This window comes from Streptomyces sp. NPDC043896 (genome assembly GCF_056435605.1).
Window position 1 is genome coordinate 155,762 of record NZ_JBWKEE010000005.1, and the last position, 21,591, is coordinate 177,352.

The following is a 21,591-nucleotide window of genomic DNA, read 5'->3' on the forward strand; positions in this document are numbered from 1 at the left end:
CAGCGTGACCGACAGCACCGGGAGCAACCCCGACATCGAGATCTCCCGGCGCCACCTGCTGGGCACCGTCGGCGCCGCGGGCGCCGCCGGGCTCGCACTCGGCGCCACCGGCGGCGCACTCGTGCAGTCAGCGGTCTCCGACTCCCCGGCCGGCTCCCCCGGAGCCGCCGGGTCCCTCGCCTCCCTCGGCGCCACCCAGGTCGCCTTCCACGGGGACCACCAGGCCGGAATCACCCAACCGCTCCAGGCCAAGGGGCACGTCCTCGCCTTCGACCTCGCGCCCGGCGCCGGGCGCAAGGAGGCCGCCGCCCTGCTCCGCCGCTGGTCCGACACCGCCCGTCGGCTCATGGCGGGCGAGACCGCGCCGACCGCCGACAGCGGGATCGCCCTGGACGCGGGACCGTCGTCGCTCACCCTCACCTTCGGCTTCGGGCACTCCTTCTTCGAACGCACGGGCCTCACCGCCCGGCGCCCGGTGGCCCTCGACCCGCTGCCCGACTTCTCCTCGGACCGGCTCGACCCGCAGCGCGGCAACGGTGACCTGTGGGTCCAGATCGGGGCCGACGACGCGCTCGTCGCCTTCCACGCCCTGCGCGCCGTGCAGAAGGACGCGGGGGAGGCCGCCCGCGTGCGCTGGCAGATGAACGGCTTCAACCGGTCCCCCGGTGCGACGGCCTCGCCCATGACCGCCCGCAACCTGATGGGCCAGGTCGACGGCACCGGGAACCCCCGGCCCAAGGACCCGGACTTCGACAAGCGGATCTTCGTTCCGGCCACCGGGCCCGGGCCCGCCGAGCACGCTTGGATGGGCGGCGGCTCGTACGCCGTCGTCCGCCGGATCCGCATGCTGCTCGACGACTGGGACAAGCAGTCCCTCGCCCGGCAGGAGCAGGTCATCGGCCGGACGAAGGCCACCGGGGCACCGCTGACGGGCGGCGACGAGAAGACCGCGATGGCCCTGGACAAGCTCGGCCCCGACGGGAAGCCGGTCATCCCGTCCAATGCCCACGCCCGGATCTCGGCCCCCGCGCAGAACGGCGGGGCCGCCATGCTCCGCAGGCCCTTCTCCTACCACGACGGGATCGGCCCCGACGGCACGCCCGACGCCGGCCTCCTCTTCATCTGCTGGCAGGCCGACCCGCTGCGCGGGTTCGTCCCGGTCCAGCGCAAGCTCGACCGCGGCGACGCCCTGTCGGAGTTCATCCGGCACGAGGCGAGCGGCCTGTACGCCGTCCCGCCCGGGCCGCGCGACGGGGAGTACGTCGGGCAGCGCCTGCTCGAAGGGTGAACAGCGCCACGGCGGCGGGTGGCCCGGCGTTAGGCTGACCGCATGTCGGCCACCCGCTTCACGTATCTCGGTCCCGAGGGCACTTTCACCGAAGCCGCCCTGCGCACGCTGCCGGAGGCCGCCACCCGGGAACTCGTCCCGATGGTCTCGGTCCCGGCCGCCCTGGACGCCGTGCGCAACGGCGAGGCGGCGGCGGCGCTGGTGCCGATCGAGAACTCGGTGGAGGGCGGTGTCACCGCCACGCTCGACGAGCTGGCCTCCGGCGAGCCGCTGATGATCTACCGCGAGGTGCTGCTGCCCATCGCGTTCGCGCTGCTGGTGCGGCCAGGGACCAAGCTGTCCGACATCAAGACCGTCACCGGGCATCCCGTCGCCCAGCCGCAGGTGCGCAACTGGCTGCGGACGCACCTGCCCGACGCCGTGTGGGAGTCGGCGGCCTCGAACGCCGACGGTGCCCGGCTGGTGCAGGAGGGCCGGTTCGACGCCGCCTTCGCGGGTGAGTTCGCCGCCGCCACCTACGGGCTGGAGGCGCTGGTCACCGAGATCCACGACGCGCAGAACGCCGAGACCCGCTTCGTGCTCGTCGGGCGGCCCGCCCGGCCGGCCGCGCCCACCGGCGCCGACAAGACCTCCGTGGTCCTGTGGCTCGGCGACGACCATCCCGGCGCCCTGCTGGAGCTCCTCCAGGAGTTCGCCGTCCGCGGGGTGAACCTGATGCTGATCCAGTCCCGCCCGACGGGCGAGGGAATCGGCAACTACTGCTTCGCCGTGGACGCCGAGGGCCACATCTCCGACCGCCGCGTCAGTGAGGCCCTGATGGGGCTGAAGCGCACCTGCCCCCAGGTCCGCTTCCTCGGCTCCTACCCGAGGGCGGGTGTCGCGCTGAGTGAGGTACGGGCCGCGCGGCCGGGAACCTCCGACGGGGACTTCACCGAGGCCTCCGACTGGCTGACGCGCTGCCTCGACGGCCGGGCGTAGTCCTCCGTCCACTGTCCACAGAGTTATCCACAGGGCGAGATGGGGACCTGGGGACAAGTCGACAGGGCGGCACGACAAGGTCGACATATCGGCCCGGTGGCCCAGGTTTCGCGCTGGGGAGCAGCAGGTGAACGGCGTCACCCCCGTATCGCCGATCAACTCTTTGGAGCGAGCCATTCCCACCCGAATGAGTGTGTGAGGGTGGTTTGAACCCTGATCGGCCCAGAGCGGTCCCCGACCCCTATTGATCTAATTCGATGTCCACAGATCCGGCACACAGCCTGTGGATAAGCATGCGCCCCGACGAATTCCTGTGGACAAGGACTGCCCTCGCGCCACCCTCCGGCCCTGATCAGGACCTGCGCACCGCCCGCCGCTGTGCCCCTTTTCGGAGAAAGCGGGCGGTTTTATCGGCCGGTCCGCACAGGCCGGATCCAGCCGCCGGACAAGCGCGCGACAAGCACCGGGCAAGTGTTTTGCATTCACCCCAATTGGGACATAGCGACACGCAGCGTGATATCGGTGTGAGCCCAGGAAGCCCAGCCCGGTAGCCTGGAGGGGTGATTGACCTTCGGCTGCTCCGTGAAGACCCTGACCGTGTCCGCGCCTCGCAGCGCGCCCGTGGAGAGGACGTCGAGCTCGTCGACGCACTGCTCTCCGCCGACGAGCGCCGCAGGTCCTCCGGCATGCGCTTCGACGAACTGCGCAACGAGCAGAAGTCGCTCGGCAAGCTCATCCCCAAGGCTTCCCCGGAGGAGCGGGCCGAGCTGCTCGCCAAGGCCGAGCAGCTCAAGCAGGACGTCAAGGCCGCCGAAGCCGAGCAGAACGCGGCCGACGAGGCCGCCAAGGAGCTCCTGCTCAAGCTCGGCAACATCGTCCACGAGGACGTCCCGGTCGGCGGCGAGGAGGACTTCACCGTCCTCGAGACGCACGGCACGATCCGCGACTTCGGCGCCGAGGGCTTCGAGCCCAAGGACCACCTGGAGCTCGGCGAGCTGCTGGGCGCCATCGACGTCGAGCGCGGCGCCAAGGTGTCGGGCTCGCGCTTCTACTACCTCACCGGTGTCGGCGCCCTGCTCGAACTCGCCCTGGTGAACGCGGCGATCGCGCAGGCCACCGAGGCCGGCTTCATCCCGATGCTGACCCCCGCGCTGGTCCGCCCACGCGCCATGGAGGGCACCGGCTTCCTGGGCCAGGCCGCGGAGAACGTCTACCACCTGGAGAAGGACGACTACTACCTGGTCGGCACCTCCGAGGTCCCGCTCGCCGCGTACCACATGGACGAGATCATCGACGGCGAGAAGCTGCCCCTGCGGTACGCCGGCTTCTCCCCGTGCTTCCGCCGTGAGGCCGGCACGTACGGCAAGGACACCCGCGGCATCTTCCGCGTCCACCAGTTCGACAAGGTCGAGATGTTCTCGTACGTCGCTCCGGAGGACGCCGAGGCCGAGCACAAGCGGCTCCTGGAATGGGAGAAGCAGTGGCTGACCAGCCTGGAGCTGCCGTTCCAGGTCATCGACGTCGCGACCGGCGACCTGGGCGCCTCCGCCTCCCGCAAGTTCGACTGCGAGGCCTGGATCCCGACCCAGGGCAAGTACCGCGAGCTGACCTCCGCCTCGAACTGTGACGGCTTCCAGGCCCGCCGCCTGGCGATCCGCTACCGCGACGGCAAGAAGACCGCTCCTCTGTCCACGCTGAACGGCACCCTGTGCGCCGTCCCGCGCACCATCGTCGCCATCCTGGAGAACCACCAGCAGGCCGACGGCTCGGTGCGGGTGCCCCCGGTGCTCCGCCCCTACCTGGGCGGCCGCGAGGTCCTGGAGCCGATCGCCAAGTGAGCCCCGCTCCGTTCCCGTACAAGCTCGTCGCGACGGACCTCGACGGCACCCTGCTGCGTGCCGACGACACCGTCTCGGAGCGCACCCGCGAAGCGCTCGCCGCGGCCACCGCGGCGGGCGCGGCGCACATCGTCGTCACCGGCCGTGCCGTGCCCTGGACCCGGCACGTGCTGGACGACCTCGGCTACCGCGGGATCGCCGTGTGCGGGCAGGGTGCCCAGGTCTACGACGCGGGGGCGCACCGGCTTCTGACCTCGGTGACGCTGGACCGGCAGCTCGCCGGCCTGGCGCTGTCGAAGCTCGAAGCCGAGGTGGGCCCGCTGGCGCTGGCCGCCAGCCGGGACGGGGTGGATGGCGAGGTCCTCTTCGGCCCCGGCTACCAGGTGCAGGAGGGCCTGCCGGCGCTCTACCTGGAGGACACCGCCGAGGTCTGGACGGCGCCGCTGAACAAGCTGTACATCCAGCACCCGGGGATGGGTGAGGACGAGCTCGTCAAGGTGGCGCGGGCGCTCGTCGGCAACCTCGTCGACATCGTCATGGCGGGCCCCGGGATAGTGGAGATCCTTCCGCTGGGCCTGAGCAAGGCCACCGGCCTCTCGCTCGCCGCCCGGCGGCTGAAGGTCAAGGCGGCCGAGACGATCGCCTTCGGCGACATGCCGAACGACATCCCCATGTTCGGCTGGGCCGCGCACGGCGTCGCCATGGCCAACGCCCACGCGGAGCTGAAGGCGGTCGCGGACGAGGTGACGACCTCCAACCAGGAGGACGGCATCGCGGTGGTGCTGGAGCGCCTGCTCGGCGCCGCGTAGTACATCGGGACCGGACGTACGAGAGGTCCGGGACGGCCCGCGCCGCGAGGCGCGCTCGAAGTGGCCGTCCCGGACCTTTTGTTACTCCCCGCACCACTCACTGTGCCCCGGCCGCACGGGCCTTACCAGCGATTTTCCGCCCTCAGCCGTGGATCCGGCGGCGCCGCCAGCAGGGCAGGGTGCTGGACGTCGAGGACCGGGGCCGGTCGCGCTGTCGCGGGACAGGCGCTGACGGGACGCGAGCTGGAGATCGTGCGGCTGGTGGCCCGGGGCTGTACGTACGCCGAGATCGGGGCGGAGCTGTTCATCACCGCCGGCACGGCCAAGACGCACATCGCGAACGTGCGGGCCAAGGTGGGGGCCCGGAACCGGGTGGGGATCGCGGCGTGGGCCTGGGAGCACGGCGTGGCCGGCCCCGAGTAACTCGGTATCAGGCCCGGTTGCAGGAGACGGGGTCCAGCTCCCGGGCCGGTCCGTCAGGCTCGTGTTTCACGTGAAACATCGGCCGCCCGCCGGTGGCCATGCGGGTCCGGGTGCAGGGTCAGCGGCCAGGCGAGGAGTCCGACGGCGAGGGAGATCGCGTGGCCGAGGTCGGTGAAACTGCCCCCGGTGAGGAGCGGGAGGCCGAAGAAGCAGACCACTCCGGCAAGGTAGAACCATCTCCAGGGCCCGGGGAGCCGGTAGGTCAGCACGCCCATGGAGGCCGCGAGTCCGTAGCTGACGCCGATGTCGACGACGTGGGTCATGCTGTGCGGTGCGCGGTTGTCCTCGATGGCCATCAGCAGGACCTTCTGGCTGACAAGGGTGGCGACGACATGGGCGGTCGCGACGATCAGCAGCCAGCGGACGGTGCCGAGCCAGCGCTCGACGGGAGCGTGGAAGAACTCGAAGAGCACCGCGTAGAGGGCGAGGGAGGCCGGGTTCTCGATCCAGAAGGCGCTGCTCAGGAGTGCCCGGACGGGATACCTGTCCAGCTGGTGGATGTTGCTGCTGTTGCGGTGGAGCAGCAGGTGATCGAGCCGGTCCGGGGCGATCGCGACGACGATGCTGGTCACGGCGACGATCAGCAGCCATATGTGCGTGCCGGGCGCGGAGCGTATCCAGGACCTCAGCGGCCTGGACGGCTCGGGCTCGGAATGCTCGATCATGCACCCGATGATGCCGCGCACGGCAGTGCCCCGCCCGGCCGGTGGGCCGGGCGGGGCACGGGGGCCGACGCGCTGGTCGGGGCTCCTACTCCTCGCCGGCGAGGGTGAGCCGGCGCAGCTTCTGGCCGGCGTACACGGTCGCGCCGACGGTGACCACGAGGAGCAGGGCCACCGCGGTGGGCAGGCCGACGCTGGAGTCGACGTATCCCTCTCCGGCGATCTTCTCGGCCAGGGCCAGGGCCCACTGCTGGACGCTGAGGGTCTTGGCTCCGGAGACGAGGCTGCCGAAGAGGGACTCCCAGATCAGGGCGTAGACGAGACCGAAGACGACCGCGTGCCGGCTGACGGTGCCCAGCAGCAGGAACAGGGCGCTGTAGGCGACCGAGGCGACGAGGGCGGCGACGGTGTAGGCCGTGGCGATCTGCTGGCCGTTGCCGTTGAGGATGAATCCCGCGATCAGGGTGGGGATCGCGGAGAAGGCCATCGTGACCGCGATCGCGACGATCAGCTTGGTCATGATGATCGTCGGGCGCTTCACCGGCTTCGAGAGCAGGTAGACGATCGAGCCGTCGTCGATCTCGGGTCCGATGGCGCCGGTGCCGGCGATGACGCCGATCAGCGGGACCATCGTCGCCAGGGCGAAGCCGCCGAGGAGGTCGGCGGCCACCTTGTCGTCCACACCTGTGAAGAAGCGGACGGCGAGGGCGATGACGATCAGCAGCGCGGGGAGCGCGAAGAGGATCAGCGCGCGGCGCCGGCCGAGCAGGGCCCGGTAGGTGAGCCGGGCGACGGTGGGGTTGTACATGGGTGCCAGCTCCTTCAGGCCGCGACGAGGTAGGAGAAGACCGACTCGAGGGACTCGTCGGAGGGGGAGACCGTCAGCAGCCGGATGCCGTGCGCGCGGGCGACGCGCGGCAGCAGCTCGGTGAAGCGCCCGAAGTCGACGGCCTGGATGCGCAGCGCGCCTTCCTTGAGGTCGACCTCGATCCCGGCGGTGGACGGGTCGGCGATCAAGGCCGCGGCGAGGGCCCGGTCGTCGGAGGAGCGGACGAGGTAGCGGTGCGGGCGGTCCGTCATCAGGCGGCGGATCTTGCGGAAGTCGCCGGAGGCGGCGTGCCGGCCGGCGACGACCACCTCGATGTGGGAGGCGAGCTGCTCGACCTCCTCCAGGATGTGGGAGGAGAAGAGGACGGTGCGGCCCTCGTCGCCCATCCGCCGCAGCAGGTCCATGAGCTGCATGCGCTGGCGCGGGTCCATGCCGTTGAACGGCTCGTCGAGGAGGAGCACGGACGGCTCGTGGACCAGGGCGGAGGCCATCTTCACTCGCTGGCGCATGCCCTTGGAGTAGGTGGCGATCTTGCGGTCCTGGGCGTACTCCATCTCGACGGTGGCGAGGGCCCGCTGGGCCGCCGCGTCGTCGAGCCCGTGCAGTTCGGCGTTGGCGACGACGAACTCCCGGCCGGTGAGGAAGTCGTACATGGCCTCGCGCTCGGGGACCACGCCGATCTGCTTGTAGACCTGCTCGTTGCGCCAGATCGGCGCTCCGTCGAGGGTGACGGTGCCCGTGGAGGGGGCGAGGAAGCCGCCCATCATGTTGATGAGGGTGGACTTGCCGGCGCCGTTGGGGCCGAGGAGTCCCGTGACGCCGGGACCGATGCGCATGGTCACGTCGTTGACGGCGACGACGTTCCCGAACCAGCGGGAGGTGTGGTCGATGTCGATGATGGTCATGGGCGCGGCCCATTCCTTAGAGGGGTGGTGGTGGGCGACGGGTGGGAGGTCACAGCCCGGCCTTCCGGTAGCGGGCCATCAGGGCGGCGTAGGAGCCGACGATGAGGCCGAGTACGACGAGCAGGTACACCACGCCGGTGGCGGCGGAGGGACCATCGCCGCCCGGGAAGGCGGAGGTGGCGCCGAGGAAGGCGGTCTGGACTCCGTCGATCAGGGAGATCGGGGAGAAGAGGCCCATCCACTCGATGGCGCCGGTGTTCCCGGTGGAGTAGGCGACGGCCTGGATGGTGGAGACGGCGCCGTAGGGGATGAGCAGCATGGCGATGACGGCGGCCACGCCGAACCCGCGGCGCGGGGTGAGGGCGGCCATCACCAGGCCGAGGCCGGCGAAGAGCAGCGACAGCAGAAGTACCGACACCAGTCCCTGCCCGAATCCCTTTGTCTGGTGACCGAAGTCGAACTTCGCCAGCAGCGAGCCGATCCACATGATCAGCAGCGGGGTGGCGGTGAGGATGAAGAGCGCGGAGGCCATGGCCGCGTACTTGGCCACGACGTAGTCGACCCGCTCGATGGGCCGCGAGAAGTACAGCGGCACCGTCTTGAAGCGCAGGTCGCGCGAGACCGACTGGGGCGCCTGCGAGGCGAGGTAGAGACCGATGATCACCTGGGTGGTGAGGGCGTACGTCGTGTACTTGATCGGCAGGTCGCTGGAGCCGGGGACGGCGATGGCCACCGCGACGATGATCAGCGCGGGGACGCACATCACCGCGAAGAGGATCATCGGCAGCACCTTGGACTTGGCGGAGCGGCCGAGCCCGTACGCACCCCGCAGGGACTGCGAGAAGAGCGAGGTACGGGCGTAGCCGCGGCCGAGCCGGGGTCCGTCGTAGGACCGGTAGCCGATGTTGTGGATCTGGGTCGAGGTCTCAGGCGCCATCGGGGCCGGCTCCCTTCGGGTGGGCGGTGGGCGAGGGCCGGCCGTTGTCACGGAAGACCTCGGCGATGTGGTGGCGGCGCTGTTCCATGCGGACCAGGCCGAGACCGAGGTCGGCGACGGTGTCGCGGACGGTGTCGTACGTGTCCTCGCCGGTGGCCTCGACGAGGAGGATGTGGCCGGCGCCGGGCAGGCCCTGTTCCTCGGCCGCGTGGAGGGTGATGCCCGCCGCGGTGAGCGCCTTGCGCAGGGCGGCCGTGCCGTCCGGGTACGCGTCGGAGTCGGTGACCTCGACGGCCAGGGTGGCCGTGGTCTGCGTGAAGTCGCTCGTCGAGCTGGAGCGCAGCAGCTTGCCGCCGTCGACGACCACCACGTGGTCGCAGGTCCGCTCCAGCTCGCCGAGGAGGTGGGAGGTGACCAGGACCGAGATGCCGAAGTCGGTGTAGACACGGCGGATCAGGCCGAGCATCTCGTCGCGGCCGACCGGGTCGAGGCCGTTGGTCGGCTCGTCCAGGAGGACCAGCTGCGGGTCGTGGACCAGCGCCTGGGCGAGCTTGACGCGCTGCTTCATGCCGGTGGAGTAGCCGCCGATGGGGCGGTAGCGCTCCTCGTAGAGCCCGACGTGGCGCAGCGTGTCGGCGGTCCGCTCGCGGGCGGCGGTCGGCGGGAGCCCGGACATGCGCGCCATGTGGACGACGAACTCGGTGGCCGAGACGTCGGGCGGCAGGGCGTCGTGCTCGGGCATGTAGCCGACCCGCTCACGGATGGCGCTGCCATGCGTGGCGACGTCCAGCCCGAGCACGGCGGCGCTGCCCTCGGTGGCGGGGGACAGTCCGAGCAGGATCTTGATCAGCGTGGACTTGCCGGCTCCGTTGGCGCCCACGAGGCCGGTCACGCCGGGCCCGATGTCCAGGGAGAGCCGGTCGAGGGCGGTCACTCGGGGGTACCGCTTGCTCAGGCTTTCGGTCGCGATGACAGTCACGGCTTCGACGTTAGTACCGCGGGGGCCGCCGATCGTCAGACCTGGAGCGGGATCGAATATCAGCCTTGAGGACTACGGACCCTGACGGGAGGCTGATGCGGCACGGTGCGGCGGGGGCCGCGGCAGGGACGCGGCGAGCTCGCGGAGAGGGACCCGGCGCGGTCGCGGAGAGGAACGCAGAGAGGGACGCGGCGCGGTCGCCGCGAGTCTCGGCGAAGTTTGTCCACAGGTCCGTGCACGGGCCTTGACGCCATCTCCGGTCATTGTCACATTCATCAGTGGCAGGTTTCGGGAGCGTTTGGCTACAGGGACGGACGGCCGGCATGACTGGGGACACCAAGCAGCGCACCGCGCACGACTCCGGGCAGCTCTCCGCCGCGCTGCGCGGCTTCAGAGAGGTCCAGCGGCTCGCGTACGAGTGCGCCGAGACCGTGGCGGCACAGCTGCGCCCGGGCGTGACCGAGCGCGAGGCGGCCCGGATGCAGCGCGACTGGCTGCGCGAGCGCGGGGTGCGGGACTGGTTCCACCTGCCCTTCGCCTGGTTCGGGGACCGCACGGCCTTCACGAACTTCAAGATCCCCCTCCAGTTCTTCCCGACCTCGCGGCGGCTGGAGCCGGGGATGCCGTTCATCCTCGACATGGCGCCGGTGTACCGGGGATACGCGGCCGACATCGGCTACTCCGGCAGCCTCGGCCTGAACCCGGTGCAGGACCGGCTGATGTCCGACCTGCGCCCGCACCGGGACCTGATCCTGGAGCAGGTGCGCGAGCGGCGGCCGCTGCGGGAGATCTACGAGAACGTCGAGCGGCTGATGACCCGCCAGGGGTACGCGAACCGGCACCGCGCCTACCCCTTCGGCGTCATCGCGCACAAGATAGACCGGGTCAAGGAACGCCGCTGGTCCCCGACGGCGTTCGGCTTCGGAACCCAGTCCCTCAAGGGGCTGGCCTCCGACGCCCTGCACGGGCACCGGGAGGGCTGGTCACCGCTGTGGAGTCCGTACCACTTCTCCGACCACCCGCCGCGGCCCGGCCTGTGGGCGGTGGAACCGCACCTGGGTTTCCGGGGCACTGGCGCGAAGTTCGAGGAGATCCTGGTCGTCACCGATTCCCGGGATCCCGAGGAGAGCGCGTTCTGGCTGGACGACGACCTGCCGCACGTGCGGCGCTGGGCTGAGGAGAGGGCGGCATGAGCGGGATCAGCGGGACGGCTCTGGAGGGTGCGCGCGAGCGCCGGGTGAGCACCGGCGGGATCGAGCTGTGCGTCGTCGAGCTGGGTGACGCGGACCGGCCGACCGTGCTCCTGGTGCACGGCTACCCGGACAGCAAGGAGGTCTGGTCGGAGGTCGCCGAGAGGCTCGCGGACCGCTTCCACGTGGTGCTGTACGACGTACGCGGCCACGGGCGCTCCTCGGCTCCGGTGCCGCTGCGCGGGGGGTTCACCCTGGAGAAGCTGACCGACGACTTCCTGGCCGTGGCGGACGCGGTCAGTCCGGACCGTCCGGTGCACCTGGTCGGCCACGACTGGGGATCCGTCCAGGGTTGGGAGTTCGCGACGGTCGCCCGCACCGAGGGCCGGATCGCCTCCTTCACCTCCATGTCCGGGCCCTCCCTCGACCACTTCGGGCACTGGATCAAGCAGCGGATGGCGCGGCCCACGCCGCGCCGGACCGCCCAGCTGCTGGGCCAGGGCGCCAAGTCCTGGTACGTCGGCATGCTGCACACCCCGGTGCTGCCGGAGCTGGCCTGGCGCGGGCCGCTCGGCAAGCGCTGGCCGGGGATCCTCGCCCGGCACGAGGGCGTCCCGGCCGGCGCGTACCCGACCGCCTCGCTGCCCTCCGACGCGGCGCACGGCGCCTGGCTCTACCGCGACAACGTACGGGCCCGGATGAGCCGGCCCCGCGCAGACGCGTACGCGCACGTACCGGTGCAGCTGATCGTCCCGACCGGGGACGCCTTCCTCTCCGAGAGGCTCTACGACGGCCTGGAGCGCTGGGCCCCGGACCTGGTGCGGCGGACCCTGCCGGCGAAGCACTGGATCCCCAGGACCCGGCCGGACCAGGTGGCGGCGTGGATCGCGGACTTCGTCACGGCCCGGGAGGAGCCGGCCCCGCGGGCCCCGGAGCAGCGGGCCCCGGGCCGGTACGCGGACCGGTTCGGCGGTCAGCTGGTGCTGGTCACGGGCGCCGCGAGCGGGATCGGGCGGGCCACCGCGTTCGCGTTCGCCGAGGCCGGGGCCCGGGTCGTGGCCGTGGACCGGGACGGCGAGGGCGCGGCCCGTACGGCCGAGATGGCGCGACTGGTGGGCGCGCAGGAGGCCTGGGGCGAGTGCGTCGACGTCAGCGACGAGCAGGCGATGGAGAAGCTCGCGGCGAAGGTGGCCGCCGAGTACGGGATCGTCGACGTGCTGGTCAACAACGCCGGGATCGGTCTGTCGGGCCCCTTCCTGGAGACCGGCTCCGAGGACTGGAAGAAGGTCCTGGACGTCAACCTGTGGGGGGTCGTCCACGGCTGCCGGATCTTCGGGAAGCAGATGGCCGAGCGCGGACAGGGCGGCCACATCGTCAACACCGCCTCCGCCGCCGCCTATCTCCCGTCCAGGACGCTGCCCGCGTACAGCACCTCCAAGGCCGCGGTCCTGATGCTGAGCGAGTGCCTGCGCGCGGAGCTGGCGTCCCGGTCGATCGGGGTCTCGGCGATCTGCCCGGGCATCGTCAACACCAACATCACCGCCACCTCCAGGTTCGCGGGTGTGGACGCCGCCGAGGAGAAGCGCCGCCAGGAGCGCTCCTCCCGGCTGTACGGACTGCGCAACTTCCCGCCGGAGAAGGTCGCGGACGCCATCCTGCTCGCCGTGGTGAAGAACAGGGCCGTGGTCCCGGTGACCCCTGAGTCCAAGGCCGCCCTGTGGATGTCCCGCTTCGCGCCGAACACCCTGCGCCGGATCGCGCGGCTGGAGCCCCGGCTGTGAGCCCGGCCCGCGGTGTGCCCGGCACGGCCATACCCGGCTCCTGCGCGCGGTCGTACCATCCCTGGCAGGAGGGCTCGCTGCTCAAGGCGGACGAGTACCTGGCGGCGTCTCCTGCCGCCCGGACCGCGGCGGGCGCGGTCGGCCGAGCCGCCATGTCGTAGGGAGCCGGGATTGTCCGATCAGGCGGTAGCCGAGTACCGGATCGAGGATCTGGCCCATCACAGCGGGGCGACGGTGCGCACGATCCGGGCGTACCAGGACCGCGGCCTGCTGCCGAAGCCGGAGCGCCGGGGCCGGTCCAACGTCTACCGGGACACGCATCTGGCGCGGCTGCGCCAGATCGCGGACCTGCTGGACCGCGGCTACACCCTGGCCTCGATCAAGGAACTGCTGGAGGCCTGGGACGCGGGGCGCGGGCTGGGCGGCGTACTGGGCCTGGTCGCGGAAGTGCACGGGCCCTGGACCGACGAGGAGGCCGACCGGATCAGCCGGGAGGACCTCAACGCGCGGTTCGGCGGCCTGCCCGACGACGACGCTGTGGACGAGGCCTGCGAGCTGGGGGTGCTGGAGCGGATCCCCGGGCGTCCGGACGAGTTCCTCGTGCCCTCGCCGCAGGAGTTGGCGGTCGCGGCCGAGCTGTACGCGGCCGGGGTGCCGCTGGGGGCGATCACCGGTCACCTGCGCGAACTGCGCGGGCAGGTGGAGCACATCGCCTCGCGTTTCCTGGAGTTCACCACCGAGCACGTCTTCGCCCGCTACCTCGGGCAGGTGCCGCCTACGGACGCGGACGCGGCGGAGGCGGCGACGATGGTGCGCAGGCTGCGGCCCCTGGCCCAGCAGACGGTGGACGCCGAGCTGGCGCGGGCGATGCGGCTCTTCGCGACCCGGCACCTCCAGCGCCACCTGGGCGCCCCCGGCGCGGCGCAGCCGGCGGGCCCGGCCCCGGTGTCCCTGCCCGCCGGTACGGTGCGGGCGGTACAGGAGCTGGTGGGGCCGGAGCACGTGGCGGAGTTCGTCCGGGCCGCGACGGAGCGGGAGCTCCAGGCCCGGACGATGAACGATCTGGCGAGCCGCGGCGGCCGGTAATGCTCGATCGGTAGTCCACAGGGGGTCCCCAGGGCGAATCGCTCAGACGTCGCCGAAACCCTCCGAAACGGCTGTGGACAACTCCCGTCCGCCTGTGGGCAACAGGGGTGTCCGGCTAGACGACTGCCTCGAACGCCGTGCCCGTACGGGGGTTATCGGCCACCCCGGCCTCCGCCTCCGGCTGCCCGGAGCCCGAGGCAGCAGTGGTGGTGCGGTCGTGGTGCTGGCGGCCGTAGAGGAGTACGGCCAGGGCGAGGCCCAGTACGCCGCCGAGCAGCTGCGCGCCGACGAATCCGGGCAGCGACTGCGGGGCGATGCCGGTGAAGGAGTCACTGAAGGCGCGCCCGATGGTGCCCGCCGGGTTGGCGAAGGACCCCGACGAGGTGAACCAGATCGCGGCGGCGATGTACGCGGCGACCGCGGCGGGGATCAGCCTGGGCCGGCCGATCCGGCCGAGCCCCTGGATGACCAGGACCAGTCCGGCGGTGGCGACGATCTCGCCGATGAGCAGGTGGCCGCCGTCCCGGACCTGGGTGGAGAAGGTCCCGGGGGTACGGCCGAACATGGTCTCCGCCAGGACGGCGCCGCCGATGGCGCCCGTGGTCTGGGCGGCGATGTAGGCGAAGGCCTCCCGCGCGTCGAGCCCCTCGCCTCCGGTGCGCCGCGCCCACCAGGCGGTGAGGGTGACGACCGGGTTGAGGTGGGCACCGGAGAGGGGGCCGAAGAGGGTGATGATCAGGCCGAGGCCGATCGCCGAGGCGAGCGAATTGGCGACGAGGGCGACCCCTGTGTCGCGACTGAGGTTCGCCGCCTGAATGCCCGAGCCGATCACCACCACGAGCAGGCCTGCGGTACCGATGAGCTCGGCAGCCACACGCCGAAGCAGTGAGGCCTTATTTGTCATAGTTTCTCCCTCTGGATAAGTCGTGATGCGGAAAATGTATTCCGTATCTTGGAAAAGCGATAGAGGGAGGTCACCCCGTCCGAGCGGTGGAAAATCACTGCCCGCGACGCCCGCGAGCCGTCAAGCTGGGCACATGGATGACCGACGCACCGTGAAGGTGTCCAAATACGTCTCGAAACACCTGCGGCACCAGCCGGATCGGATCGGACTGGTGCTCGACCCCCAGGGCTGGGTGGAGATCGACGACCTCCTGCGGGCCGCGGCCGACCACGGATTCCCCTTCAGCCGGGCCGAGCTCGACCACGTGGTCGCGGCCAACGACAAGCAGCGCTTCGCCGTCGACGGCACCCGCATCCGGGCCAGCCAGGGGCACACCGTCGCGGTGGACCTGGGCCTGCCGGCGGCCGTACCGCCCGCGTACCTCTACCACGGCACCGTCGCCGCCGCTCTGGAATCGATCCGCGCCGAGGGCCTGCGCCCCATGGCCCGTCACCACGTGCACCTGTCGCCCGACCGCGAGACGGCGACCCGGGTGGGCGCGCGCCGGGGCCGGCCGGTGGTCCTCGCCGTGGACGCCGTCGCGATGCACGCCGCCGGGCACGTGTTCCGGGTCAGCGCCAACGGCGTATGGCTGGCGGACGCCGTACCGCCGGAATTCCTCTGCTTCCAGTAGCGGGCCGCGGCCCGCCGGACGAGGCGGAATTCACGGAGTGATTGTCGGATCATCCACCTACTCTGTTCCTCGTTCCGGCATCAGTGAGGGGGGTACCTCGCGATCGCCGACCGACCACGCGAGCAAGCGAGCTGATGCCTCATGACATCCGTGTCCCCTTCCCCGTCCGAATTCCCCACCGGTTCCCCGGCCGAGGGCGAGGTCAACAACTTCCAGGTCGACCTGCGCGGTCTGGTCGACCTGCTCTCCCACCACCTCTATTCCAGCCCCCGCGTGTACGTGCGCGAACTCCTCCAGAACGCCGTGGACGCCGTGACCGCGCGTCACGCGCACGAGCCCGGCGCGGAAGTCCGCATCCACCTCTCCGCCTCCGCCGGCCGCGTCACCATCGAGGACTCCGGTATCGGCCTGACCGCCGCCGAGGCCCATTCCCTCCTGGCCACCATCGGCCGCAGCTCCAAGCGCGGCGGTGACGACACCTCCGCCGACGGACTCCAGGGTCTGGAGACCACCCGCCAGCAGTTCCTGGGCCAGTTCGGCATCGGCCTCCTCGCCTGCTTCGTCGTCGCCCGCCAGATCCGGGTCGTCACTCGCTCCGCCCGCGACCCCCAGGCCGCGCCCGTCGAGTGGCTGGCCACGGACGACGGCTCCTACACCGTGCGCGAACTGCCCCACGAGGCCCGTCCCGAGCCCGGCACCACCGTCCACCTGGAGGCCCGCCCGGGCGCCGAGGAGTGGACCGAGCCCGCCCGGGTCGAGCGCCTCGCCCGCGACTACGGCTCGCTGCTCCCCCACCCCGTCACCTTCGACGACGGCCTCGGCGGCGCCCCCCGGCCCGTCACCGACCGCCCCGCCGTGTGGGACCGTGCCTTCCCCACCCCGGCGGCCCGACGCGTCGCGCTCGCCGGGCACTGCGCGCAGCTCTTCGGGTTCACCCCGCTCGACAGCATCGACCTCGACCTGCCGGTGGCCGGGGTGCGCGGGGTCGCGTACGTACTCCCCGAACCGACCAGCCCCGCCCACCGGGCCGGACACCGAGTCCACCTCAAGGGCATGCTGCTGACCGACCAGGCCGACAACCTGCTGCCCGACTGGGCCTTCTTCGTCCGCGCCGTCCTCGACACCGACACCCTGCGGCCCACGGCCTCCCGCGAGAACCTCTACGACGACGAGACCCTCGCCGCCGTACGCGAAGCCCTCGGCGCCCGTATCCGGGCCTGGCTGGCCGAGCTCGCCGCGACAGAACCGGACCGCCTGGCCGCCTTCCTGAGCGTCCACCACCTCGGGGTGAAGTCCCTCGCCCGGCACGACGCCGAACTCCTCGGCCTGATGCTGCCGTGGCTGCCCTTCGAGACCAGCGACGGATCGATGAACCTGGAGGAGTTCACGGCCGCCCACGCCGAGATCCACTTCACGCGCACCGTCGAGGAGTTCCGCCAGATCGCCCCCATCGCGGCGGCCCACGGACTCGGCGTCGTCAACGCCGGCTACACCTACGACGCCGACCTGCTGGCGCTGCTGCCCTCCGTACGCCCCGACCTGAAGGTCACCGAACTGGACGCGGGGGCCGTCACCGAGCGCCTCGACCCGGTCCCCACGTCCGTCGAGCTGTCCCTCGCCCCCTTCCTGTCCACCGCCCGCACCCGCCTGGAGCCCCAGAGCTGCGACGTGGTGCTGCGTGCCTTCCAGCCCGTCGCCGTCCCCGCGCTCTACCTCGACGACCGCCAGGCCCGCCAAGAGCGCGACCGCACCGCCGCACTCGAGTCCGCCGACTCCCTGTGGAGCGGCATCCTCGGCTCCCTGCGCGGCTCCGGCCCGCGCGCCCGCCTCGTCCTCAACCACAACAACCCGCTGATCCGGCGCATCGCGGGGCTTGCGGACCCGACGCTCGCCGGCACCGCCGTCGAATCGCTCTACGGACAGGCGCTGCTGATGTCCCAGCGACCGCTGCGCCCGGCCGATTCGGCCCTGCTCAACCGGGCCTTCATCGGGCTCCTGGAATGGGCCACCCACTCCGCCGGCACCCCGACCGCCCAGTCCCAGGAGGACGACAAGTGAGCACCCTGACGGCCGAGGAGATCCGGCGCGCCCTCTACGACAACCGCAGCCTGCCGCACGGCGCCGCGCGCAACGCCCAGGCCGAGGCCCTGGCCGCCGCCGCCGAGGTCTGCGGCGACGCCGAGGTGTACCGCATGGCGCTGATCAACCAGATCGACGCCTACGAGTACAGCGCCGAGCGGAGCCGCATGGTGGTCCCCTTCGCCCGGCTGCTCCAGGAGTACGACCGCGACCCGTCGGCGTTCGACGCGAGCGACGCCCACTCCCTCTTCTGGCGCTTCAAGTGGGTCTCGGGGCAGATCATCAGCTCCCCCGACGTCCCGATCTCCTCCGTCACGGGCTACCTCGACGACATGGAGAAGCGCTACCGGATCGCCGGGTACAGCGAGCGGGCGGTGCGGCAGTCCGAGTACTTCCTCGCCGACGCCATCGGCGACGACGAACGCGCCGAGCGGGCCATGGCCCAGTGGCGCGCCGCCGACCGCGACTCCATGAGTGACTGCCACGCCTGCGAGACCAACTCGCAGGGCGTGTTCTGGGCGACCAAGGGCGAGCACGCCAAGGCCATCGAGGTGTGGGAGCCCGTGCTGAAGGGCGAGCAGACCTGCATGGAGGAACCGCACCGGGTGCTCGCCCGGTCGCTGACCCCCCTGCTGCGCCTCGGCCGCACCGACGAGGCCCGCTCGCACCACCTGCGCGGCTACCGCATGACGCGGGGCAAGGAGAGCCTGCTGCGCGCGATCGGCCAGCACATCGAGTTCTGCGCCCTCACCGGCAACGAGGCGCGTGGTGTGGAGATCCTGGCCGAACACGCCGCCCACCTGCGGCCGCTCGTGGACGTCAGGACGCAGATGGACTTCTACGCCGGGGTCGCCGTTCTGCTGCGCCGGCTCGTCGAACTCGGCCACGGCGCCGACCCGACGGTGTCGTACGAAGGCTCCGCGCACACCGTCGAGGAGCTGCACGGCATCCTGCGCGCGGAGGCCGTGGCCATCGCCCGGCGGTTCGACGTGCGCAACGGCACCACCCGCGTCTCCGACCGGCTGCTGCGACGGCTCGGGCAGGCCCCGCTGGCCGACTCGCTGCCGCTGGGCGTACGCAGCGCCGCGCTGCCCCGGCCGGCAGGGGCCGCCCCGGCGGCACCGGTGCCCGTGCCCGTGCCCGTGAGCGGCGTCGAGTTCGCGCAGCTCGTGGAGCAGGCCCGTACGGCGCGCGACGGGGGCCACCCGGACACCGACCGGCTGTGGACCGAGGTGGGCGTACGGGTCTCCGCGCTGCCGGAATCCGAAACGCACCCGCTGCTGCGCGCCGAACTGGCCGACCACCGGGCCCTGACGGCCGCGCGGGCCGGAGCACCGGACGCGGTCCGGCTGCTGGCGGCCGTTCGCGACGGCTACCTCGCGCTGGGCCGGGCCGAGCGCGCCGCGCTGGCCGAGCTGCGGCTGGCGAGCGCCGCCGCCCAGGCCGGGGCCGCGCCGGAGGAGGTCAGGGAGCTGCTGGCGGCGGGCCTGCGGGCGGCCGAGGCGCTGGACGCGGCGGAACCGCTGCGGGACCGCCGGATCGCCCTCGCGGAGCTGTCCGCGCTGCGCATGGAGCCGTACCTGCGCTCGGCCGAGGCGGCGCGGGAGCGCCACCACGAGCAGCAGGGCCACCAGCAGGAGGAGGAGCACGGCCACCACCACGAGGAGGACCACGACCACGGCCACGAGCTGCTGATGGCCGGACTCGCCTCCTTCGTCTCCGCCTACGGGCCGACCGTCCCGGACCTCGCCGCCGAGGCCGAGGAGATGCTCGGCCGGCTGGCCCTCTCGCAGGGCGACACCGACCGGGCCCTGGAACTGCTCGCCTCCTCGGCCGCACGGTCCGTCGAGGCGGGCCGGCCGTGGCAGGCGGCGGACCCCCTCGTCCTGCGGGCCGGGGTGCTGCTGTCCCTGGGACGGCCCGAGGAGGCCGAGGAGGCGGCACGGTCCGGCCTGGCGCACTCCGCCGAGGTGGCCGACCCCGAGCAGCAGGGGATCGTCCGCCTCACCCTCGCGGACGTCCTGTTGCGCGGGCGGGACGAGGCCGCGGAGGCCGCCGGGCACGCCCTTACGGCGGCGCACTGGTTCGACCAGGCGGGGCTGGCCGCCGACGGCGGCGCCCAGGCCCGCAGGGTGCTGGCCCAGGCCTACGCCCGGGAGGGCCGGACCGCCGACGCGGCGGAGGTGCTGCAGTCGGCGCTGCCGGACCTGCTGGAGCACGGTGAGGGACAGGCGGTCTCGGCGCGGGAGTTCCTGGGGAACCTGCTGCGGGACCTGCGCGAGTCCCGGGGTGCCGCGGAGCAGTTCCTGCTGGCCGCCGACCTGGTCAAGGACTGGGAGGACCCCCGGCCGCAGGCGGGCCTCGCGCAGGCGGCCGCCGACAGCCTCTCCGACGCGGGTCTGACCGGGGAAGCCGTCGCCGCGTACCGGCGCGCTCTGGAACTGCGCCGGCTGACCGGGGACGCGGTGGTCGCCGAGGTCCGGATCCTGCGCTCGCTGGCCTGGCTGGGCATGCGCGAGGAGGTCACCGAGGAGACCGTGGCAGCCGCCCGGGCCCTGATGGAGGAAGCCGCCGGAGTACTGGAGGGCGCCCTGGCCGCCCCGGCCGCCCAGGACCCGGAACTGCTCTCGGAGCTGGCGCAGACCTGGCACCAGCTGGCGCAGGTGCTGGACCGGCTGGTGAGCGCCCTGGCGCCGGACGCGGAAGAGGAGACGCCGGCCGCGGATGCCCTGAGCCCGGCCGCCGTCGAGGCCCTGCGGCTGGAGGAGATCCGGTTGTGGGAGGACGCGGCGGAGCTGTACGCCAAGCTCGGGCTGGAGAACCTCCGGGACCGCTTCCAGTGCCTGAACAACGCCGCCTGGACCTACCACGAACTGGGCCGGCCCGAGGTGGGTGCCGCCAGGATCTCGGCCCTGCTGGAGGAGGTCGAGTCGCTGCCCGAGGGCATGGCCCCGGAGTGGGCGGCCCCGCAGGCGCGGCGGATCATCGCCGATCTGACGGCCTGAGCACCGGCCGCCCGGGCCGGGTCCCCGTCCTGTGACAGGGGACCCGGCCCGGGCGGCGGCGGATCCTCAGCCCTCCAGCTGGGCGAGGGCCTCGGTGGCGATCCGCTCGAAAACGGCCTCGTCGGCGGCGAAGTCGGAGTCCGGGATCGGCGCGTGGATGACGATCTCGGTGAAGCCCAGCTCGCGGTGAAGGCCCGCGAAGTCGACGAACGCGTCCACGGACTCCAGCATGGAGCCTCGCTCCGGGGTGAAGCCGGTCAGGAGCACCTTCTCGATGGAGCCGGACTCCCGGCCGATCTCCGCCAGGGCCTTCTCCAGGCGCCCGTGCTGGGCGCGCAGGGCCTCAAGCGACTGCTCGGGCGTCCCCTCGAAGACCTTCGGGTCACCGGCGGTGACCCAGGCCTGGCCGTGGCTCGCGGCGAGCTTCACACCGCGCGGGCCGGTCGCCGCGACGGCGAAGGGCAGGCGCGGACGCTGGACGCAGCCGGGGATGCTGCGGGCGTCCTGGGCGGAATAGAACGTGCCGTGGTGGGTGAGGGACTTCTCGGTCAGCAGCCGGTCCAGCAGCGGTACGAACTCGGCGAACCGGTCCGCACGCTCGCGAGGGCTCCACTCCTCCTGGCCCAGCGCGCTCGCGTCGAAGCCGTTGCCGCCCGCGCCGATCCCGAGCGTGATACGCCCGCCCGAGATGTCGTCCAGGGACATCAGGTCCTTGGCCAGGGTCACCGGGTGGCGGAAGTTCGGCGACGTGACCAGGGTGCCGAGGCGGATTCGCTCGGTGACGGCGGCAGCGGCGGTCAGGGTGGGGACCGCGCCGAACCAGGGACCGTCGCGGAAGGTCCGCCAGGTCAGGTGGTCGTAGGTGTAGGCGGTGTGGAACCCGAGGCGCTCGGCCCGCTCCCACTGGTCACGGCCTCCCTCGTGCCACGGGCGTACCGGCAGGATCACAGTGCTCAGGCGCAAAGTCATGCGGTCGAGCGTACGGCGGTCCGTGGCGCGTACACCAACCCCGCTCCTCCATCGGGGCCCGGCCCGGGGGGGGGGGGGGGGGGGGGGTGGGGGAGGGGGGGGGGGGGAAAAGGACAAGGAAAAAAACAGGTTTTGGGGGGAAAAAGCCGGAGGAGGGGGGGGGGGGGAGAAGCTTTTTTGGCTCAGGGTTTTTTCT

At 72.0% G+C, this 21,591-nt stretch carries 18 protein-coding genes and 1 pseudogene; 12 read left to right on the plus strand and 7 right to left on the minus strand.

The window, feature by feature from the left end; translation table 11 throughout:
* Window positions 1-4: 4 nt before the first annotated feature.
* The 5 genes and pseudogenes from efeB to AC069X_RS09075 form a co-directional block, all read left to right on the plus strand.
* Window positions 5-1,288, plus strand: a complete 1,284-nt coding sequence (gene efeB, locus AC069X_RS09055; protein ID WP_478726624.1) for an iron uptake transporter deferrochelatase/peroxidase subunit — start codon at window positions 5-7, stop codon at window positions 1,286-1,288.
* Window positions 1,289-1,330: 42 nt separating this feature from the next.
* Window positions 1,331-2,266, plus strand: coding sequence for a prephenate dehydratase (gene pheA / locus AC069X_RS09060; RefSeq protein ID WP_478726626.1), 936 nt, complete (start codon window positions 1,331-1,333; stop codon window positions 2,264-2,266).
* Between the two features lie 560 nt (window positions 2,267-2,826).
* Complete coding sequence (gene serS, locus AC069X_RS09065; protein WP_478726628.1) at window positions 2,827-4,104, plus strand: serine--tRNA ligase; 1,278 nt, start codon at window positions 2,827-2,829, stop codon at window positions 4,102-4,104.
* Window positions 4,101-4,913, plus strand: coding sequence for an HAD family hydrolase (locus tag AC069X_RS09070; RefSeq protein ID WP_478726630.1), 813 nt, complete (start codon window positions 4,101-4,103; stop codon window positions 4,911-4,913). Before serS ends, AC069X_RS09070 begins: the two co-directional genes overlap by 4 nt.
* Window positions 4,914-5,141: 228 nt before the next feature.
* Window positions 5,142-5,336: pseudogene (locus AC069X_RS09075) on the plus strand (response regulator transcription factor); the annotation flags it as partial.
* 53 nt (window positions 5,337-5,389) lie between these two features.
* Here AC069X_RS09075 and AC069X_RS09080 read toward each other — a convergent pair.
* The 5 genes from AC069X_RS09080 to AC069X_RS09100 all read right to left on the minus strand — a co-directional run bounded on the left by AC069X_RS09080 (window position 5,390) and on the right by AC069X_RS09100 (window position 9,708).
* Window positions 5,390-6,061 (minus strand): rhomboid-like protein, encoded by a 672-nt coding sequence (locus tag AC069X_RS09080; RefSeq protein WP_478726632.1) that lies wholly within the window; start codon window positions 6,059-6,061, stop codon window positions 5,390-5,392.
* A gap of 85 nt (window positions 6,062-6,146) precedes the next feature.
* Window positions 6,147-6,866, minus strand: coding sequence for an ABC transporter permease (locus tag AC069X_RS09085; RefSeq protein WP_478726634.1), 720 nt, complete (start codon window positions 6,864-6,866; stop codon window positions 6,147-6,149).
* 14 nt (window positions 6,867-6,880) lie between these two features.
* Window positions 6,881-7,792 (minus strand): ABC transporter ATP-binding protein, encoded by a 912-nt coding sequence (locus AC069X_RS09090; RefSeq protein WP_478726636.1) that lies wholly within the window; start codon window positions 7,790-7,792, stop codon window positions 6,881-6,883.
* A gap of 49 nt (window positions 7,793-7,841) precedes the next feature.
* Window positions 7,842-8,729, minus strand: coding sequence for an ABC transporter permease subunit (locus tag AC069X_RS09095; RefSeq protein ID WP_478726638.1), 888 nt, complete (start codon window positions 8,727-8,729; stop codon window positions 7,842-7,844).
* Window positions 8,719-9,708, minus strand: a complete 990-nt coding sequence (locus AC069X_RS09100; RefSeq protein WP_478726640.1) for an ABC transporter ATP-binding protein — start codon at window positions 9,706-9,708, stop codon at window positions 8,719-8,721. The genes AC069X_RS09095 and AC069X_RS09100 overlap by 11 nt, the downstream gene beginning before the upstream one ends.
* Before the next feature lie 323 nt (window positions 9,709-10,031).
* Here AC069X_RS09100 and AC069X_RS09105 point away from each other — a divergent pair, with 323 nt between their 5' ends.
* The 4 genes from AC069X_RS09105 to AC069X_RS09120 are packed head-to-tail and all read left to right on the plus strand — an operon-like array spanning window position 10,032 to window position 13,765.
* On the plus strand, window positions 10,032-10,901 hold the full coding sequence (locus AC069X_RS09105; RefSeq protein ID WP_478726642.1) for a M24 family metallopeptidase: 870 nt from the start codon (window positions 10,032-10,034) through the stop codon (window positions 10,899-10,901).
* Entirely contained in the window at window positions 10,898-12,679 is a 1,782-nt protein-coding gene (locus tag AC069X_RS09110) for an SDR family oxidoreductase (RefSeq protein WP_478726644.1), read from the plus strand. The genes AC069X_RS09105 and AC069X_RS09110 overlap by 4 nt, the downstream gene beginning before the upstream one ends.
* On the plus strand, window positions 12,676-12,840 hold the full coding sequence (locus AC069X_RS09115; protein ID WP_478726646.1) for a hypothetical protein: 165 nt from the start codon (window positions 12,676-12,678) through the stop codon (window positions 12,838-12,840). Before AC069X_RS09110 ends, AC069X_RS09115 begins: the two co-directional genes overlap by 4 nt.
* A 10-nt stretch (window positions 12,841-12,850) precedes the next feature.
* On the plus strand, window positions 12,851-13,765 hold the full coding sequence (locus AC069X_RS09120; RefSeq protein WP_478726648.1) for a MerR family transcriptional regulator: 915 nt from the start codon (window positions 12,851-12,853) through the stop codon (window positions 13,763-13,765).
* 115 nt (window positions 13,766-13,880) lie between these two features.
* On the opposite strand, the gene AC069X_RS09125 is transcribed toward AC069X_RS09120, so the two are convergent.
* Window positions 13,881-14,669, minus strand: coding sequence for an aquaporin (locus AC069X_RS09125; RefSeq protein WP_478726650.1), 789 nt, complete (start codon window positions 14,667-14,669; stop codon window positions 13,881-13,883).
* A gap of 133 nt (window positions 14,670-14,802) precedes the next feature.
* Between AC069X_RS09125 and AC069X_RS09130 the strand changes: the two genes are divergently transcribed.
* The 3 genes from AC069X_RS09130 to AC069X_RS09140 all read left to right on the plus strand — a co-directional run bounded on the left by AC069X_RS09130 (window position 14,803) and on the right by AC069X_RS09140 (window position 20,426).
* The gene (locus tag AC069X_RS09130; protein WP_478726652.1) at window positions 14,803-15,342 is read left to right on the plus strand and encodes an RNA 2'-phosphotransferase; all 540 of its coding nucleotides are present in this window, start codon (window positions 14,803-14,805) and stop codon (window positions 15,340-15,342) included.
* A 141-nt stretch (window positions 15,343-15,483) separates the two neighbouring features.
* On the plus strand, window positions 15,484-17,400 hold the full coding sequence (locus AC069X_RS09135; RefSeq protein WP_478726654.1) for an HSP90 family protein: 1,917 nt from the start codon (window positions 15,484-15,486) through the stop codon (window positions 17,398-17,400).
* Window positions 17,397-20,426, plus strand: a complete 3,030-nt coding sequence (locus AC069X_RS09140) for a tetratricopeptide repeat protein (protein WP_478726656.1) — start codon at window positions 17,397-17,399, stop codon at window positions 20,424-20,426. Before AC069X_RS09135 ends, AC069X_RS09140 begins: the two co-directional genes overlap by 4 nt.
* A gap of 66 nt (window positions 20,427-20,492) precedes the next feature.
* Here the strand turns inward: AC069X_RS09140 and AC069X_RS09145 are convergent, their stop codons facing one another.
* Window positions 20,493-21,395 carry an LLM class flavin-dependent oxidoreductase gene (locus AC069X_RS09145; RefSeq protein WP_478726658.1) on the minus strand — a complete coding sequence of 301 codons (903 nt, stop codon included), beginning with the start codon at window positions 21,393-21,395 and terminating at the stop codon, window positions 20,493-20,495.
* Between the last annotated feature and the right edge of the window lie 196 nt (window positions 21,396-21,591).